General features: G+C 68.5%; 14 protein-coding genes. 13 read left to right on the top strand and 1 reads right to left on the bottom strand.

Annotated features, from left to right (window positions below; all coding sequences use genetic code 11):
- The first annotated feature begins 26 nt into the window (after window positions 1-26).
- The 5 genes from ACIQI8_RS43735 (at window position 27) to ACIQI8_RS43715 (ending at window position 3483) form a co-directional block, all read left to right on the top strand.
- The gene (locus ACIQI8_RS43735) at window positions 27-590 is read left to right on the top strand and encodes a dihydrofolate reductase family protein (protein WP_402364396.1); all 564 of its coding nucleotides are present in this window, start codon (window positions 27-29) and stop codon (window positions 588-590) included.
- 490 nt (window positions 591-1080) lie between these two features.
- On the top strand, window positions 1081-1737 hold the full coding sequence (locus ACIQI8_RS43730) for a fasciclin domain-containing protein (RefSeq protein WP_402364393.1): 657 nt from the start codon (window positions 1081-1083) through the stop codon (window positions 1735-1737).
- Window positions 1738-1901: 164 nt separating this feature from the next.
- The gene (locus ACIQI8_RS43725) at window positions 1902-2234 is read left to right on the top strand and encodes a hypothetical protein (protein WP_402364390.1); all 333 of its coding nucleotides are present in this window, start codon (window positions 1902-1904) and stop codon (window positions 2232-2234) included.
- Between the two features lie 94 nt (window positions 2235-2328).
- The gene (locus tag ACIQI8_RS43720) at window positions 2329-2835 is read left to right on the top strand and encodes an SRPBCC family protein (protein WP_402364387.1); all 507 of its coding nucleotides are present in this window, start codon (window positions 2329-2331) and stop codon (window positions 2833-2835) included.
- A gap of 84 nt (window positions 2836-2919) precedes the next feature.
- Complete coding sequence (locus ACIQI8_RS43715; RefSeq protein ID WP_402364384.1) at window positions 2920-3483, top strand: dihydrofolate reductase family protein; 564 nt, start codon at window positions 2920-2922, stop codon at window positions 3481-3483.
- Between the two features lie 243 nt (window positions 3484-3726).
- On the opposite strand, the gene ACIQI8_RS43710 is transcribed toward ACIQI8_RS43715, so the two are convergent.
- Window positions 3727-5331, bottom strand: a complete 1605-nt coding sequence (locus ACIQI8_RS43710) for a CHASE3 domain-containing protein (RefSeq protein ID WP_402364381.1) — start codon at window positions 5329-5331, stop codon at window positions 3727-3729.
- A 116-nt stretch (window positions 5332-5447) separates the two neighbouring features.
- On the opposite strand from ACIQI8_RS43710, the gene ACIQI8_RS43705 reads away from it, so the two are divergent.
- The 8 genes from ACIQI8_RS43705 to ACIQI8_RS43670 all read left to right on the top strand — a co-directional run bounded on the left by ACIQI8_RS43705 (window position 5448) and on the right by ACIQI8_RS43670 (window position 15666).
- Complete coding sequence (locus ACIQI8_RS43705; RefSeq protein ID WP_402364378.1) at window positions 5448-6221, top strand: response regulator; 774 nt, start codon at window positions 5448-5450, stop codon at window positions 6219-6221.
- Between the two features lie 319 nt (window positions 6222-6540).
- Window positions 6541-7572, top strand: coding sequence for a LacI family DNA-binding transcriptional regulator (locus tag ACIQI8_RS43700; protein ID WP_402364375.1), 1032 nt, complete (start codon window positions 6541-6543; stop codon window positions 7570-7572).
- A gap of 155 nt (window positions 7573-7727) precedes the next feature.
- Window positions 7728-8975: an extracellular solute-binding protein gene (locus tag ACIQI8_RS43695; RefSeq protein WP_402364372.1), complete on the top strand. Its 1248-nt coding sequence runs from the start codon at window positions 7728-7730 to the stop codon at window positions 8973-8975.
- A 20-nt stretch (window positions 8976-8995) separates the two neighbouring features.
- Window positions 8996-9967: a carbohydrate ABC transporter permease gene (locus tag ACIQI8_RS43690; RefSeq protein WP_402364369.1), complete on the top strand. Its 972-nt coding sequence runs from the start codon at window positions 8996-8998 to the stop codon at window positions 9965-9967.
- Window positions 9968-9978: 11 nt separating this feature from the next.
- Window positions 9979-10833, top strand: a complete 855-nt coding sequence (locus tag ACIQI8_RS43685; RefSeq protein WP_402364475.1) for a carbohydrate ABC transporter permease — start codon at window positions 9979-9981, stop codon at window positions 10831-10833.
- A 100-nt stretch (window positions 10834-10933) separates the two neighbouring features.
- The gene (locus ACIQI8_RS43680) at window positions 10934-12691 is read left to right on the top strand and encodes an amylo-alpha-1,6-glucosidase (protein ID WP_402364367.1); all 1758 of its coding nucleotides are present in this window, start codon (window positions 10934-10936) and stop codon (window positions 12689-12691) included.
- 54 nt (window positions 12692-12745) lie between these two features.
- Window positions 12746-14602 carry an RICIN domain-containing protein gene (locus ACIQI8_RS43675; RefSeq protein ID WP_402364364.1) on the top strand — a complete coding sequence of 619 codons (1857 nt, stop codon included), beginning with the start codon at window positions 12746-12748 and terminating at the stop codon, window positions 14600-14602.
- A gap of 272 nt (window positions 14603-14874) precedes the next feature.
- A complete protein-coding gene (locus ACIQI8_RS43670; protein WP_402364361.1) occupies window positions 14875-15666 on the top strand; it encodes a hypothetical protein in 792 nt (263 codons plus the stop codon).
- The last annotated feature ends 4 nt before the right edge of the window (window positions 15667-15670 follow it).

Raw genomic sequence — 15670 nt, 5'->3', positions numbered from 1 at the left:
TGAGCATCCGATCGGAAGGATTCACCGTGAGCGTCATCGTCATCGAGTTCATCACCCTGGACGGGATCGTGTCCGACCCCGACGGCTCCGCGGGCACGCCGCTGGGCGGTTGGGCGTTTCGCTACGGCCCCGAAGCCGTCGCCGGGGACAAGTTCCGGCTCGGCCGCACCCTGGACGACGGGGTCCTGCTGCTCGGGCGCGCGACCTGGCAGCTCTTCTCGCGACTGTGGCCCGGACGCGAAGACCCCTTCGCCCAGCGCATGAACGCGGTCCCGAAACTCGTCGCCTCCCGCATGCTCTCCGACGCGGACACCGAGGCGTGGGCGAACTCGCGGGTCCTCGCGGGCGACCTCGTCGACGCCGTCAAGCGCGAACCTCGCGACGTGGTCATCACCGGCAGCCTCAGCCTTGTGCGCCAACTCATGGCCGAGGACCTGATCGACGAGTACCGGCTGCTGACCTTCCCCAGCGTCCTGGGCACGGGAGAGCGGCTCTTCCCCACCGACGGCCCTCATACGGAACTGGAGTGCCTGTCGGTGGAACGGGTCGGCGCGGCTGTCCTCACCCGTCACCGGAAGGCCGCCCGCTGACGGCTACCGGTGACTGAATCATTGTGTGTCTGCGGTGGGGACGGAGACTGCGGTGGCCCGAACAGCGCCGTGCAGAGAGGGTGTTCGGCGACACGCGTTCATGTCACGGCGCAGAAACCTGCCGGGGGATTTGGGACGGCTCTTGAGATTTCTGATGGCTGGGTACTGGTCATCTGCATGGGAGACCTGGCGATTTGGAGTCCCCTCACCGGGGCAACTGGCCGACACATATTCGGGACTCTCATATATCCGTAGCAGGTCCTACCGCGGATTGGTCTGAGAAAAAGATTCATCCGATCGGGCAAACGGCCAATCCGGCAGGCCATCTGGGCCGGATTCCCCATGTGACCGAGGACGAGATGAAATCGCGAACACTCCGCAATCCCTGCGGAATTCACGGTTTCCTCCAGCCGGTCCGCCTGAACTCGAATGATCTTCCTCATCCCCGTCTGCATGCGGCACACGCCGCGTGCGCATCAGGAGACTGACCATGAACACCCGTATCCGTCGTACCGCCGTCGTCATCGCCGCCGCGGCCGTCCTCCCGTTCGCCCTCAGCGCCTGCGGCGACAACGGCAGTGACTCCGACTCCGCGAAGTCCGACACGTCCAGCAAGGCCTCCGCGTCCGCATCGGACGACAGCATGGCGGGTGCCGGTGCGACGACGTCCGACCAGCCCTTCGGCCCCGGTTGCGCGGCCGTCCCCAAGAGCGGTTCCGGCTCCTTCGACGGCATGGCCCAGGACCCGGTCGCCACCGCCGCCTCCAACAACCCCGCCCTGTCCACGCTGGTGGCGGCGGTGAAGAAGGCCGGTCTGGTCGACACCCTCAACAACGCCCAGAACATCACGGTGTTCGCCCCCACCAACGACGCCTTCGCCAAGATCCCGAAGGACACCCTCGACAAGGTCCTGGCCGACAAGGCACAGCTGACCAAGATCCTCACCTACCACGTCGTCGGTCAGCAGCTCACCCCCAAGGACCTGGAGAAGGGCTCCTTCGACACCCTGGAGAAGGCCAAGGTCACCACGGCCGGCTCGGGCGAGTCGTACACCGTCAACGACTCCGCCAAGGTCGTCTGCGGCAACGTCAAGACCGCCAACGCCAACGTCTACATCATCGACACCGTCCTCATGCCCACCAGCTGACGGGCCTCCAGCCAGGCCGGAAACCCGACGACGTGGTGTCCGGCCCTACGACTCCTGTGACGGGGAGGAGATGAGGGGCGGGACAACAGTCCCGCCCCTCAGCAATGCCCCAGTGCTTTACGCACTCGAGAGCAGTGGAGACCAGTCGAGAGAGGACGGAGCACATGTCAGCACTCTTCCGTGTCCGGGTCCTCGCGGTTTCGGGCACTCAGGTGTGGTGCGCGGCGGCGGGCCGGCTGACCGCGGTCTCGAGCGGTGTCCTGCGGGCGGAGCTGACCGCTCGCTGTGGTGAGGCGACGGTCGTCGTACTCGACCTGCGGCAACTGTGGCTGTCCATGGACGAGTTCCTGCCGCTACCGCCCTGGCCGGACGGCCCCCGCACCATCCACCTGCTGGCCCCGGACCTGCTTCGCTCCCACACGGCCGAGGACGGACGCCTGCACTGGCACACCGACCTTCACACGGCGTGGCAGGCATGGTCCGCGCTGTCCCCCTGACCCTTCGCCGCTGCCCGCTTCCTTCGGCTTCGTCGGGCGCATGCCATGATTCCTACTCGGCGGTAATTTCGTGTTCTCGGCAGGAGGCGACGCAGTGACCCGAGTGTTCACCGTGAGCGACAGCATCGTCATCGGCGTTCCGCCGGAGGCCGCCTACCGGGCCGTGAGCCGCCTTGGGGACATGGGGCGGTGGAGCCCGGAGAACCTGGGCACGGTAACGGGCCCGAACGGGAACGCCACGCTGGGCACCACGTTCGTCGGGCGCAACAAGCGCGGCGGGTTCCGCTGGGTGACGCGATGCACGGTCACGGCGGCCGATCCGGGCAGCAGTTTCGCTTTCCGTGTCCACGCCATCGGGCGTACCCGCCCGCGTCTGCGTGGCCCGATCGCCACCTGGGAGTACCGCTTCGAGCCGGCCGGTGAGGGCACGCGGGTGACGGAGACCTGGACGGATGATCGGCGGTCGTGGCCGACGTTCGTGGCCAACGTCTTCGACCGGATCGCCACCTCGGGCAAGACGTTCGCCGAGTACCAGGCTCGCAACATCGAGACGACCCTGCGCAACCTCAAGCGGGAGCTGGAGCTGGACCACGGCGTGTGAACGCCGCCCCTCCAGGCGCCGAGTCGGATGCGGCGTCAAGGCCCGTCTAGACTTCCCAGCCCCACCTGACGGAAGGCCGGCGCCATGCGCAGACTGCTCTACGGCATGAACCTGTCCCTGGACGGCTATGTCGCCGCGCCCGGCGACGACCTCAGCTGGAGCAGTCCGAGCGACGAGCTGTTCCAGTGGTGGCTCGACGAGGAACGGGCGATCAGCCTGTTCCTGTACGGGCGCAAGCTGTGGCAGACCATGAGCTCCTACTGGCCGACCGGCGACCAGCAGCCGGATGCCACCCCAGCGCAGATCGAGTTCGCGCGGAACTGGCGCGACACCCCGAAGGTGGTGTTCTCCTCGACGCTCGACAAGGTCGACTGGAACACTCGCCTGGTCACCGGCGACGCGGTTGAGGAGATCACTCGGCTGAAGGCCGAGGACGGTGGGCCGATGAGGGTCGGGGGCGCAGCGATCGCAGGGGCGGCGATGCGGGCCGGACTGATCGACGAGTACGCGATCGTCACCCATCCGGTTCTGGTGGGCGGCGGCAATCCGTTCTTCGCCGCGCTGGACAACGGGACGAACCTGAACCTGGTGGAGACACGGACGTTTCCCGGAGGCGTGGTCCTGACCAGGTACGAGACGAGCCGCTGAACGCGCTGGTCGAGCGGTGGGACGTGGACGACGACCAGCGATGGGCCGGGTTACGTGCACAGCCCCTCGGCGAGCGGTTCGCGGTCGGACAGCCGCTGGGGACCCTGCGGTGTCGCCGGTCGGCCGCGGGCGAGTCGGCGGACCGTTGTTCATGGGCCTGCAGCGCCTGCGGAGGACGGCGGCGGGCGCGTACACAACCGGACAACCTCTGTGCGTGCGAAGCGAATTGGCGCGGTTGAGGGGTCAGGGTCCTTGCCCGGTGTCGGCGCGAGTGGCTTCAGGCATGGCCGCGGGGTCTATCGCTTTGGGGGGCTTGCTGGCGAGGGTGAAGGTGATGCGGGTGCCGTCCCGGTAATCCGGGTCCACGGAGATGGCGCCGCCGTGGAATTCGACGATCTTCTTGCACATGGCCAGGCCGATGCCGCTGCCGTCGTAGGCGTCCCTGGTGTGCAGCCGCTGGAAGATGACGAACACCTTGTCGATGTACTCCGGACCGATGCCGATGCCGTTGTCGGTCACCGAGAACCGCCACAACGGGCCTTCCTCGGCGGCTGAGATGTGGATCTCGGGTGGCTGGTCGGGGCGGCGGAATTTGACGGCGTTGCCGAGCAGGTTCTGCCAGAGCATGCCCATCTGCGTGGTGTCGGCGATCAGTGAAGGCAGCGGATCGTGAGTGATGGTCGCCCCGCTCTCCTCGATGCTCACGCTCAGGGAGGACAGGGTCTGTCGTAGCACCGTGGCGAGGTCGACTTCGTGGAGTTCGTGGTGGACGCGGCCGACGCGGGAGAAGTCCAGGAGGTCGCTGATGAGGACCTGCATGCGGTTCGCGCCGTCGACTGCGTAGTCGATGTACTGGTCGGCTCGGGCGTCGAGTTGGCCGCCGTAGCGGCGCTGGAGGAGCTGGGTGAAGCTGGAGACCTTGCGCAGCGGCTCCTGAAGGTCGTGGGAAGCGACGTACGCGAACTGCTCCAGTTCGGCATTGGAGCGTTGCAGGTCGGCCGCCTGTGCGTGGAGCCTCACCCGGGCCTCTTCGGCGAACGCCAACTCCCGTACCAGGCGCCGACGCATGAAGTCGATCTCGCCGCTGAGCCGGCGCAGGTCCGCGGGCCCGGTGGGGGTAATGGGATGGCCGGAGTCACCGTTGGCGATGGCGATGGCGTCCGCCCCGAGTTGCCCCAGGGGCGCGGTGATGCCGCGGCGCAGTCCTTCGAAGACCAGCACGCTCAGGGCCGCGATGACGGCCGCGATCGCGGCGAAGACCCAGTTCCGCAGTGTCATCGTGGACGAGAGGTCTGCTGCGGCCTGTGCCCGCTCGGCACGCAGCCGCTTCTGTTGGCCGGCCAGGGCGGCACGGAGCGCGTCGAAGTCCTTCTTTCCTTGCGCGGCGCGTTCGGCGGCCAGGGGTGAGGGAATTCCGGCTGGTGCGGCGGCGATCGGGCGGGCGATCTTCGACTGCCAGGTCTCCGCGGCATCCCGTACTGCCTTGAGGTCCATGAGGCCGGCCTCGTCACCGTGGAGAAGCCTTGTCAGGCGTGCGGTGCTGGTCGCCTGGTCGGTGAGCCCCTGCCGGTAGGGGGTGAGGAAGTCGGCGGTGCCGGTGAGGCCGTAGCCGCGGATACCGGTCTCCTGGTTGAGCACCGCCGATTCGAGTTGCAGCGCCGTGCTCAGGGCCGGAGATTTCACGTTCACGAGATTTGCGCTGATGGATGCCGTGCGGTGCAGCATCCATGCTCCCGTCACTCCCAGGAGAGTCAGAGCCGTCAGCGAAACGACCGCCCCGACGCGCAGCCACCGGCGGGTCGTCCAGGTGGAGAAGGCCCCCGCACGTGCTCTCGTGCTCCCGCTCATCCCGAGTACCCCTCCGCTGTGATGGCCGCCTGCAACTTACGGGGGCAGCGGTCACTGTAGAGGGTGCTCGACAACAACGGTTGTCGAACGATCAGCCCTGGGCCTAGGGTCGGGCCATGCCTGGCAAGGACTTCGCTTTGCAGACCACCCCCGAGGAGACGGCAGCCGTCGCGGACGCCGTGGTCGACCGCCTTGCCCGGCGTCTCGCCTTCCAACTGCTGGGCGATGCCCCGTCCTCTCGGGAGGGGGACGCAACGCAGGCGTTGACTCATCTGCACCTGTTGGACCAACTCCAGCAGGCCGCCGAACGTCTCCAACGCGCCGCCGCTGTGTCCGCGGCCCGCGCGGGCGCCGGTTACCCGCAGATCGGGGCCGCCTGCGGTCTGACCCGGCAGGGTGCGCGCCGCCGTTGGCCGGGTCTCTTCCACCACTCTCACGAAGCACCCCTGGAGCATCCGATGATGACCACCCCCGCACGGCCCTTCGACGTTCTCCTCGTCGAAGACGACATGGCCGATGCCCTGCTCATCGAGGAAGCCCTCAGCGAACGCGGAGCCCGCAACCTGGTCCAGGTCACCGACGGAGTCGCCGCGCTGGAACATCTGCGCAATGCCGCCAGCGCGCGCCCCGATCTGATCGTCCTGGACCTGAACATGCCTCGGATGAACGGACGTGACCTCCTGCGGATCCTCAAGGCGGACGAGGACCTCCAGACCATCCCCGTAGTCGTGCTCACCACCTCGACTGCTCCTGACGACGTCGCCGGTGCCTGCAGCAGCCATGCCAACGCCTACGTGAGCAAGCCCGTCAACCTGGACGAGTTCGAGCGTGCCGTGCAGAGCATCGACGCCTTCTACCTCAACACCGTCACGCGCCCGCCCCGCCCCTGACAGCGGCGGCTCCCCTTCCTTGCCGGTCGGAGGGACGCGGTTCGCGAACTCGCCCTGTCGGGACCGGGACTACGTACGGCGACGGTGGTCGAACCGGTTCGATACTGGTGGGTCGGGAAGCTAGCACCGCGGAAATCCGCTAGCAATACCTCCGGCACAGGGAGTTGCGGCCTGCAGTACGGGATTTCGTGGCCGTTACGAGAAGTGCTGCCAGAGGTGTTGACAGTCGCCGGGGTTGTTCCTACCTTCACTTCACGCGAACCGGTTCGACAGTCGGTTCCGCCGAATCGAACCGGTTCGATCCCTCCAAGGAGTGCCCGTGAACATCGGTGAGATCGCCCGACGGGCCGGTGTCTCGCGGAGCACCGTGTCCTATGCGCTGAGCGGCAAGCGTTCCGTGTCGGAGGACACCCGCCGCAAGATCCAGCGGGTCATCGACGAACTGGGCTACCGGCCCAACGCCAGTGCGCGCGCCCTGGCCAACGGCCGGACCAGCACGATCGGCCTGGTCTTCCCGCCGGCCGGCAACCATTACACCGGGATGCAGCTCGACTTCATCGGCAGCGTGGTGGAGGCGGCCGCGGCCCGGGACTACGACGTACTGCTGTCTCCCAGCGGTGTCGACAGCGACCGCTCGTTCCAGCGGCTGCTGGGGGAGCGGCGCGTCGACGGCGCGATCCTGATGGAGATCAGACTGGAGGACGACCGGGTCGATCACCTCGCCGCCCTCGACTTCCCCTCCGTCGCCATCGGCCGCACCGCGCACCCCGAAGGCACCTGGTGGGTCGGCCTGGACCACACCGCGCTGGCGGCGGCCTGCGTCCATCACCTCGCCGACCTCGGCCACCGCAAGGTCGCCTTCGTCAACCGCCCCGAGCAGCTGTGGCGGGCCGGATACGAGTCCGCCCACCGCGGCGTGGACGGCTTCACGAAGGCCGCGGCCGAACGCGGGCTGACCGTGCGCACGTACCGCTGCGGGGACGACGCCGCGTCCGGCCAGGCCTGCCTGGAACAGATCCTGCACGACGACCCGGCCACCACGGCCCTGGTCACCCTCAACGAGGCAGCGCTCGGCGGCCTGTACCGGGGGCTCGCCCAGGCCGGCCGGCACGTACCGCGCGATTTCTCCGTCACCGGAGTCGTGGCAAGCCGGTGGGCGGAGACGGTGACCCCGCAGCTCACCGCGGCGGACGTACCGGCGGAGGAGATGGGCCGCCACGCCGTCGACCTCCTCGTCGAACGTCTCGACCACCCCGACGCACCGCCCCGGCACCACCTGCTCACGCCGCCCATCTCGCTCCGCGCCAGCACGGGGCCCGCCACCGCCACACCGTCGGTCGACGCCTCCTGACGTCTGCCGTCGGCACCACCTTCTGACCACGGACGGCGCGCGTCCCTCTCGCCGTACGAGCCGACCTCACCGCTCGCCGTGGCTGTCCGGCATGCCCGCTTCCCCCCTCGTCACCCTCCCGCGGCACACCCGTGCCAAAAACGAAGGAACGCGCAATGCACAGCTCCGTCAGACGGCTCCGAATCACCGCAGCGACCGTGACCGTCCTCGCCGTCGCCGGCACCGCCACCGCCTGTTCCTCCGGCTCGGGCAGCGCCGGCACCAAGGCCGCCGACAGCGGCACGTACACGATCTGGGACCCCTACCCGCAGTTCGACAAGACCTCCGACTGGGCAAAGCTGCTCGACACCTGCGGCACCAAGGCCGGGGTGAAGATCAAGCGGACCGCGTTCGACACCAGCGACCTGTCGAACAAGGCGCTGCTCGCCGCCCAGCAGGACAACTCCGCCGACGTCCTCATCGTCGACAACCCGGTGGTGTCGACCCTGGCCGAGGCCGGCGTCCTGACCACGACCGAGGACAACAAGCTGGACACCTCGAAGGTGGACGCCAACCTCCTCGCGGCCGGACAGACCGGCGGCAAGACATACGGCACGCCGATCGGCGCCAACACCCTCGCCCTCTACTACAACAAGAAGGTGCTGAAGGAGGCCGGGGTCGACATCGCCTCGGTCAAGGACTGGAAGTCGCTCACCGCGGCGCTCGCGAAGGTCAAGAAGGCCGGCAAGAAGGGCATCACGTTCTCCGCGATCGGCACGGAGGAGGGCACCTTCCAGTTCCTGCCCTGGTACTGGGGATCGGGCGCCCAGCTGACCGCGCTCGACTCCGAACAGGCCGTCTCCGCGCTGACGTTGTGGAAGGACTGGCTGAAGAACGGATACGCCCCCAACTCGGTCCTCAACAACACCCAGACGACCAGCTGGCAGGAGTTCGCCGGCGGCGACTACGCGTTCGGCGAGAACGGCACCTGGCAGCTCGCCAACGCCGCGAAGGCAGGCTTCGACTACGGCGTCGTCCCCGTCCCCGCCGCTGACGGCGGCAGCGCGTCCGCCCCGACCGGCGGCGAGTTCGTCACCATCCCCGTCCAGAGCAAGACCGACCGCTACGCCACCTCCCAGAAGATCGTGACCTGCCTGACCAGTACCGACAACCTCCTCACCACCGACACCACGCTGTCCTACGTGGCGCCCACCTCCGAGGTGCAGGGCAAACAGGTCGCGGCGAACGCCGAGTTGAAGCCCTGGGTCGACGCGGTCAAGGCGGCCAAGGGGCGCACCAGTGACGACCTGGGCACCAAGTACCCGAAGATCTCCGAGCAGTTGTGGAAGGCGGTCCAGTCCGCGCTCAGCGGTTCGCAGTCACCGAAGGACGCGCTGGCCGCGGCGCAGTCCGCCGTCAAGTAGCCAGGGATCAGAGCCCGTTGATGAGCCATACGACCAAAGTGCCGCACCGGCGGCCCGTGCGCCACGCCGGCGGTGCGGCCCCCACCGCACCGCCACGGGCACGCCGCCGCCCCACCTCCCAGCAGTGGGCCGCCTGGGGCTTCCTCACCCCGGTCACCCTCTACCTCGTCCTCTTCTACGCCTATCCCCTCTACCGCAACATCGACCTGAGCCTGCGCAACTACACGGTCCGGTCCTTCGTCCAGGGCGACGCGCCCTTCACGGGCCTGGCCAACTACCGCACCGTCATCGACGATCCGACCTTCGCCCCTGCCCTGCTGCACACCGTGGTCTTCACGGCCGTGTGCCTGTTCTTCCAATACGCCATCGGCCTGGCCCTCGCGGTCTTCTTCAACCAGCGCTTCCGGCTCTCCGCGACCCTGCGGGCCCTCTTCCTCGTACCGTGGCTGCTGCCGCTGATCGTGTCGGCGTCCACCTGGTCGTGGATGCTCAACAGCGACTCCGGCGTGGTCAATTCGGCCCTGCACGCTGTCGGCGTCGATCCGGTCAACTGGCTGACCGCACCGGGCTGGTCGCTGACTTCGGTGATCATCGCGAACATCTGGATCGGCGTCCCGTTCAACCTGGTGGTGCTGCACAGCGGGCTGCAGTCCATCCCCGCGAGCCTCTACGAGGCCGCCGCCCTCGACGGGGCGAACGCCTGGCAGCGGTTCTGGCGGATCACCTTCCCGCTGCTGCGCCCGGTGTCCGCGATCACCCTCCTCCTCGGCCTGGTCTACACACTCAAGGTCTTCGACATCATCTGGATCATGACCAAGGGCGGCCCCGCCGACTCCTCCACCACCTTCGCCACCTGGTCCTACCGGCTCGGCTTCGGCAACATGCTGCCCGCCTTCGGCCCCGGAGCGGCCGTCGGCAATCTGCTCGTGGTCGCCGCCCTGGTGTTCGGACTGGTCTACGTCAGGGTCCAGCGGAAGCAGGCACTGTCATGAAGAGCACGGTCATGAAGAGGACGGTCACGAACGGCACGGTGGCGAACCGGCGCACCAGCCGCACGTGGTGGCAGACGGCCCTCGGCGTCCTGTTCACCGCGGTGATGCTCTTCCCGGTCTACTGGATGCTCAACGTGTCCTTCACCCGCGACCAGGACATGCGCAAGAGCCCGCCCGACCTGATCCCCCTGCACGGCACCCTGGAGGGCTACCGCGCCGTCCTGGACCAGCAGTTGCCCTACCTCGGCACCAGCCTCGTCATCGGTCTGGGCACGGTCGTACTGACGGTGGCCCTGGCCGCACCGGCCGGCTACGCCCTGGCCAAACTCCGCCCCCGCGGCGGCGGCGTGCTCAGCTTCCTCTTCCTGGTCGCCCAGATGATCCCCGGCATCATCATGGCGATGGGCTTCTACGCCATCTACCTCAGCCTCGGCCTGCTCCAATCGGTGCCAGGCCTGATCGTCGCCGACTCGACGCTCGCCGTGCCGTTCGCCGTGCTGATCTTCACCGCGTTCATGTCCGGCATCCCCGGCGAACTCCTCCAGGCCGCGAAGACGGACGGGGCCGGGCCCGTGCGCACCTTCTGGTCGATCGTGCTGCCCATGAGCCGCAACTCCGTCGTCACGGTGTCGCTGTTCGCGTTCCTGTGGTCCTGGTCCGACTTCGTCTTCGCCAGCACCCTCGCCAACGGCGGCGCCCACGAGCCGATCACCCTCGGCATCTACCACTACATCGGCAACAACAACCAGGAGTGGAACGCCATCATGGCGACCGCCGTCGTGGCCTCGCTGCCCGCCGCGGTGATCCTCGTCCTCGCCCAGCGCTACGTCGCCGCCGGTGTGACAGCCGGCGCCGTCAAGGACTGACACCGCCACCCCGTCCCCCTTCCAGCCGCCTGTCAGTCGGCCGGCCGAGCACCCCTGCTCACGTGCCGATCACCCCTGCCCCAGAAACGAGTCACACTGCATGACCGCCGCCCTGTCCGGCCCGGCCTTCTCCGTCCACGACATCCCGTTCAGCACGAGCGGGTCGTGGTTCGGCATCTCACCCGTGGTGGCGGAGAAGACGTACGCCGAAGACCTGCACCTCGTCTCGCACCAGAACGGCATGCACGCCGTGCTGCGCCTCGTCCCGCTCGACCCGGCCACCGGCAGGCGCGCCGCCACCACACCGCACGCGACGCCGGGCCTGCTCAGCTGGACCGGCGCCGCAGGCCGTATCGATCTCGCCTACGAATCACCGGACACCGTACGCCTGCGCGGCAGCGGACCGGCTCTGCACATCGGCGCGGCGGCGACCGTGCTGACCCCGTTCAGCGGCACCTACTTCTACCCCGAACCCGGCACGGGCGCCTACGTGTTCACCTCGTACGAGACCGGCCGCCGCTACCGCGTCACGGTGCTGTCGGGGACCGTGACCGAGGCGTCCGGCACGCAGAGTCTGGGCAGCGCCGCGCGAGGTGTCACGATCGGCGCCGAGACCGGCACGGTCTGGGAGGCCGCGGTCGAGGAGTACGAGACCGCGCGCCGCCCCTACCGGTCCTCGACACCCTTCGACCAGGTCGTCGACACCGCGCGTGCCGCCTTCGCAGCCTTCGCCGACTCGGTCGCGCCCTGGCGTACCTCCGAGACTCCCGCCGCCGAACTCGCCGCCTACGTGCTCTGGTCGGCGACGGTCCGGCCGCGGGGCTTCGTCACCCGGCCCGCCGTGCTGATGTCCAAGCACTGGATGGACAAGGTGTGGAGCTGGGACCACTGCTTCAACGCCCTTGCCCTGGCGCCCGGTTCGCCCGGGCTCGCCCTGGACCAGTTCTCGCTGCCCTTCGACCACCAGGACGAGACCGGTGCGCTGCCCGACTCGGTGGCGCACTCGGAGATCCTGCACAACTTCGTCAAGCCGCCCATCCACGGGTGGGCCCTGCGCCACCTGCGCCGACGGCTTCCCGAGCCGCTGGGGCAGCGGGAGTTGACCGAGGTGTACGGCCGGCTGGTCCGCTGGACGGACTTCTGGCTCACCATGCGGCGCGCGCCCGGTGCCGCCCTCCCGCACTACCAGCACGGCAACGACAGCGGCTGGGACAACGCCACCACCTTCGACCCCGAGCGCGTGATCGTCAGCGCCGACCTGTCCGCCTTCCTCGTCCTCCAACTCCGCGAACTCGCCGAACTGGCAGAGGAGTTGGGGCGGAAGGACGACGCGCGCAAGTGGACCCGGACAGTCGACGCGACGCAGGCGGCGCTGCTCGACGAGCTGTGGACCGGTGACCGGTTCGTCGCCCGCTCGGCACAGAGCGGGGCCACCTGGACCAGCTCCAGCCTGCTCGACCTGATGCCCGTCGCGCTCGGCGAGCACCTGCCCGACCACATCGGTGCCGCCCTGGCGGGCCGCATCGAGGCCCACCTCACCGCGCACGGCCTTGCCACCGAACTGCCCACGTCACCGCACTACTTGGACGACGGCTACTGGCGCGGCCCGATCTGGGCCCCGTCCACGGTCCTGATCGAGGACGGCCTGCGCCGCGCAGGACACGACCGGCTCGCGGACGAGATCAGCGCCCGCTTCCGCGCCCTGTGCGAGACGTCGGGCTTCGCCGAGAACTTCGACGCCCTCACCGGCGCGGGACTGCGCGACCGCGCCTACACCTGGACCGCCAGCAGCTATCTCCTGCTCGCCGAGGCCCACGAACTGCGACGGGCCGAGACAGTCGAGGCCATCGGCGGCTGACAGACGACCTGGGCGGCCCCCGCCCAGGGAGCACCCCCTCACACAGGAGCCGCCATGCACCCCACAGCGCCACCCGGAACACCACGCGGACACCACCCCGGCCGCCGAGCGGCCGCGGCCCTCGTCACCCTGCTCGCCGCACTGGCCGGAACCCTCCTTCCCGCCACCCCGTCGCAGGCCGCCGACACCTCCGTCACCGTCGACTTCTCCACCGCCGGCGGCGCCCCCACCTACCACGCCTCCGGCATGATCTACGGGATGACCCCGGGCGGCTCGCTGCCGCAGGACCACTTCTTCACCGACATCAAGTGGCACTTCATGCGAGCCGGCGGCGCCCAGCTCAACAACGGCGGCTACGCCACCAGCCTCGCCGACTACCAGACCCGCTGGGCCTCGACTCTCGCTCAGTACAAGCGCACCGCCGCCCTCGGCGGCACCTTCGTCCTCCTCCCGCACGACCTGTGGGGCGCCGACGGCACCACCACTCAGGGCTGGCCCGGAGACAACGGCGACTGGACCCAGTTCGACGCCTTCGTCACCCAGCTCATCAGTGACGTCAAGGCCAACAACATGACGGTCCAGTGGGACCTGTGGAACGAGCCCGACGGCAGCGGCTTCTGGGGCGCGTCACAGACGCAGTACCTCCAGATGTGGTCGCGGTTCTACGCCAAGGTGCGCGCCGCCTTCCCCGCCCAGCTCATCGTCGGTCCCAGCATCGCCGGCCAGCCGAACTCCTCCAACAGCTGGTGGACGACGTACCTGACCTACATCAAGGCGAACAACGTCGCCCCCGACATCTACAGCTGGCACGACGAACCCGGGGACCCCGCCACCGACGTCGGCCGCGCCGACTCCACCCTCGCGGCGGCCGGGTTGACCCACACCCGCGCCTACCAGATCAACGAGTACGCGACCCTGTCCATGCAGTCCCCGGGCGGCGGCGCCTGGTTCATCGGCCGCCTGGAGCGCGCCGGCGCCGACGGACTGCGCGGCAACTGGGCTTCCGGCACCGCGCTGCACGACAACGAGGCCAACCTGCTCACCAAGAACAGCGCGGGCCAGTACCTGCCGCTAGGCGAGTGGTTCATGTACCGCTACTACGGCTCGCAGACCGGCAACATCGTCAAGCTCACCCCCGGCACCGGCACCGACGGCCTGGCCACCAAGGACAACTCGGCGGGAAACGCCAAGGTGTTGCTCGGCAGCAGCGGCAACACGGGCACCGTCACCGTCAACCTGACCGGGCTCAACACCACGTCCGTCGTGACGAACGGCCAGGTCCGTGCCGTCGTCCAGCGCATCCCGTACAACAGCGGGGGAGCAGTGACCGGCCCTGAGACGATCTCCGACACCACCCTCACGGTCAGCGGCAACGCCGCCTCGGTGAGCCTGCCGTGGACGAACGCCAAGGACGGCTACACCGTCACCCTGCTGCCCCCGTCCAACACCACCGTCTCCACGGTCGCCGTCAGCCAGAACAGCGGCCAGTGCCTGGACGACACGGGTGTCAGTACCGCCAACGGCACGCAGTACCAGCAGTACTACTGCGAGGGCGGCTACCAGCAGATGCTCGACCTCAAGCCGGTGAGCGGCAGGACCAACACCTACACCGTGGTCAACGAGCTGAGCGGCAAGTGCCTGGACGCCTCGGGGGCGTCCACCGCCGACGGCGCCGCCGTCATCCAGTACACCTGCAACGGCGCCACCAACCAGCAGTTCACCCTCAACCCCGTCACCGCGCTCGGCAACAGCCACGACTACCAACTGGTCGCCGTCCACAGCGGCAAGTGCGTCGACGTCACCGGCGTCTCGACCACCGCCGGCGCGCTGGTCCACCAGTGGACCTGCGACGCGGCGAGCGTACTGAGCACCAAGAGGAACCAGATCTGGCGGCTCCTCGGCAAGAACTGACCGCCGCCACCCCCGACGATGTGGAGGGACACTTTTCGTGCGCCTCCACATCGTCCGATCGGGACCGCCGGTGATCCCGGCGACCCCTCCGCTCCGGCAGTGCGGGCAGACCGGGGATATCACCGGAACGCGCCGCTGACCAGCACATCTGCCATTGCGTTCAGGTTGTGTTCAGGCTCGGACCCGCCTCGGAAAACTCAGGCACCAGAAGCGCCAAAGCTCTGGCAAAGGGGTCTGGGGCAACCGTCGGACGTCGTGTCATCGTGCGTGACATGACGACTGATCACCTCACGGACAACCGGCCTTTGCGCCATGGACTGCACGCGGCGAGCAAGGTGCCGGAGGTGACCGTCTACTTCTGGATCATCAAGGTGCTGACGACCGGTATGGGTGAGACGGCCTCCGACTATCTGGCCCACGTGTTCGGTCCGATCCCTGCTGTGGGCCTCGGCGGCATCGGTCTGGTCGCCGCTCTGGTGGTGCAGTTCGCCGCTCGTCGGTACCTGGCCTGGATCTACTGGACGGCGATCGTCATGGTCAGTGTGTTCGGCACGATGGCCGCCGACGTCCTGCACGTCGGGCTCGGAGTGCCGTACGCGCTGTCGACACCGTTCTTCATTGCCGCGCTGGCCGCCGTCTTCGCCCTCTGGTACCGCAGCGAGGGCACGCTGTCGATCCACAGCATCCGCACCCGGCGCCGAGAGATCTTCTACTGGGCCGCTGTGCTGGCCACGTTCGCACTGGGCACCGCCGCCGGGGATCTCACCGCCACGATGGGCCTCGGCTACCTGGGCTCCGCGATCCTGTACGCCGCGGCGATAGCGGTTCCGGCCGCGGCTCACCGATGGGGCGGTCTGAACGCGGTGGTCGCGTTCTGGGCGGCCTACGTCATCACTCGCCCGCTCGGTGCCTCTGTCGCCGACTGGATGGCCGTCGGCCGTGGTCGAGGCGGACTCGACCTGGGTCTGGGGCCGGTCACGCTGTCCTGGACGGTGGCCATTCTCGGCTTCGTCGGCTACCTGGCCGCCTCTCGCAAGGACATCAGGCACGACGTCGTGCTGTGACACG

The organism is Streptomyces sp. NPDC092369 (genome assembly GCF_044755245.1).
Classification (GTDB): domain Bacteria; phylum Actinomycetota; class Actinomycetes; order Streptomycetales; family Streptomycetaceae; genus Streptomyces.
This window is presented reverse-complemented; position numbering and strand designations above follow the sequence as displayed.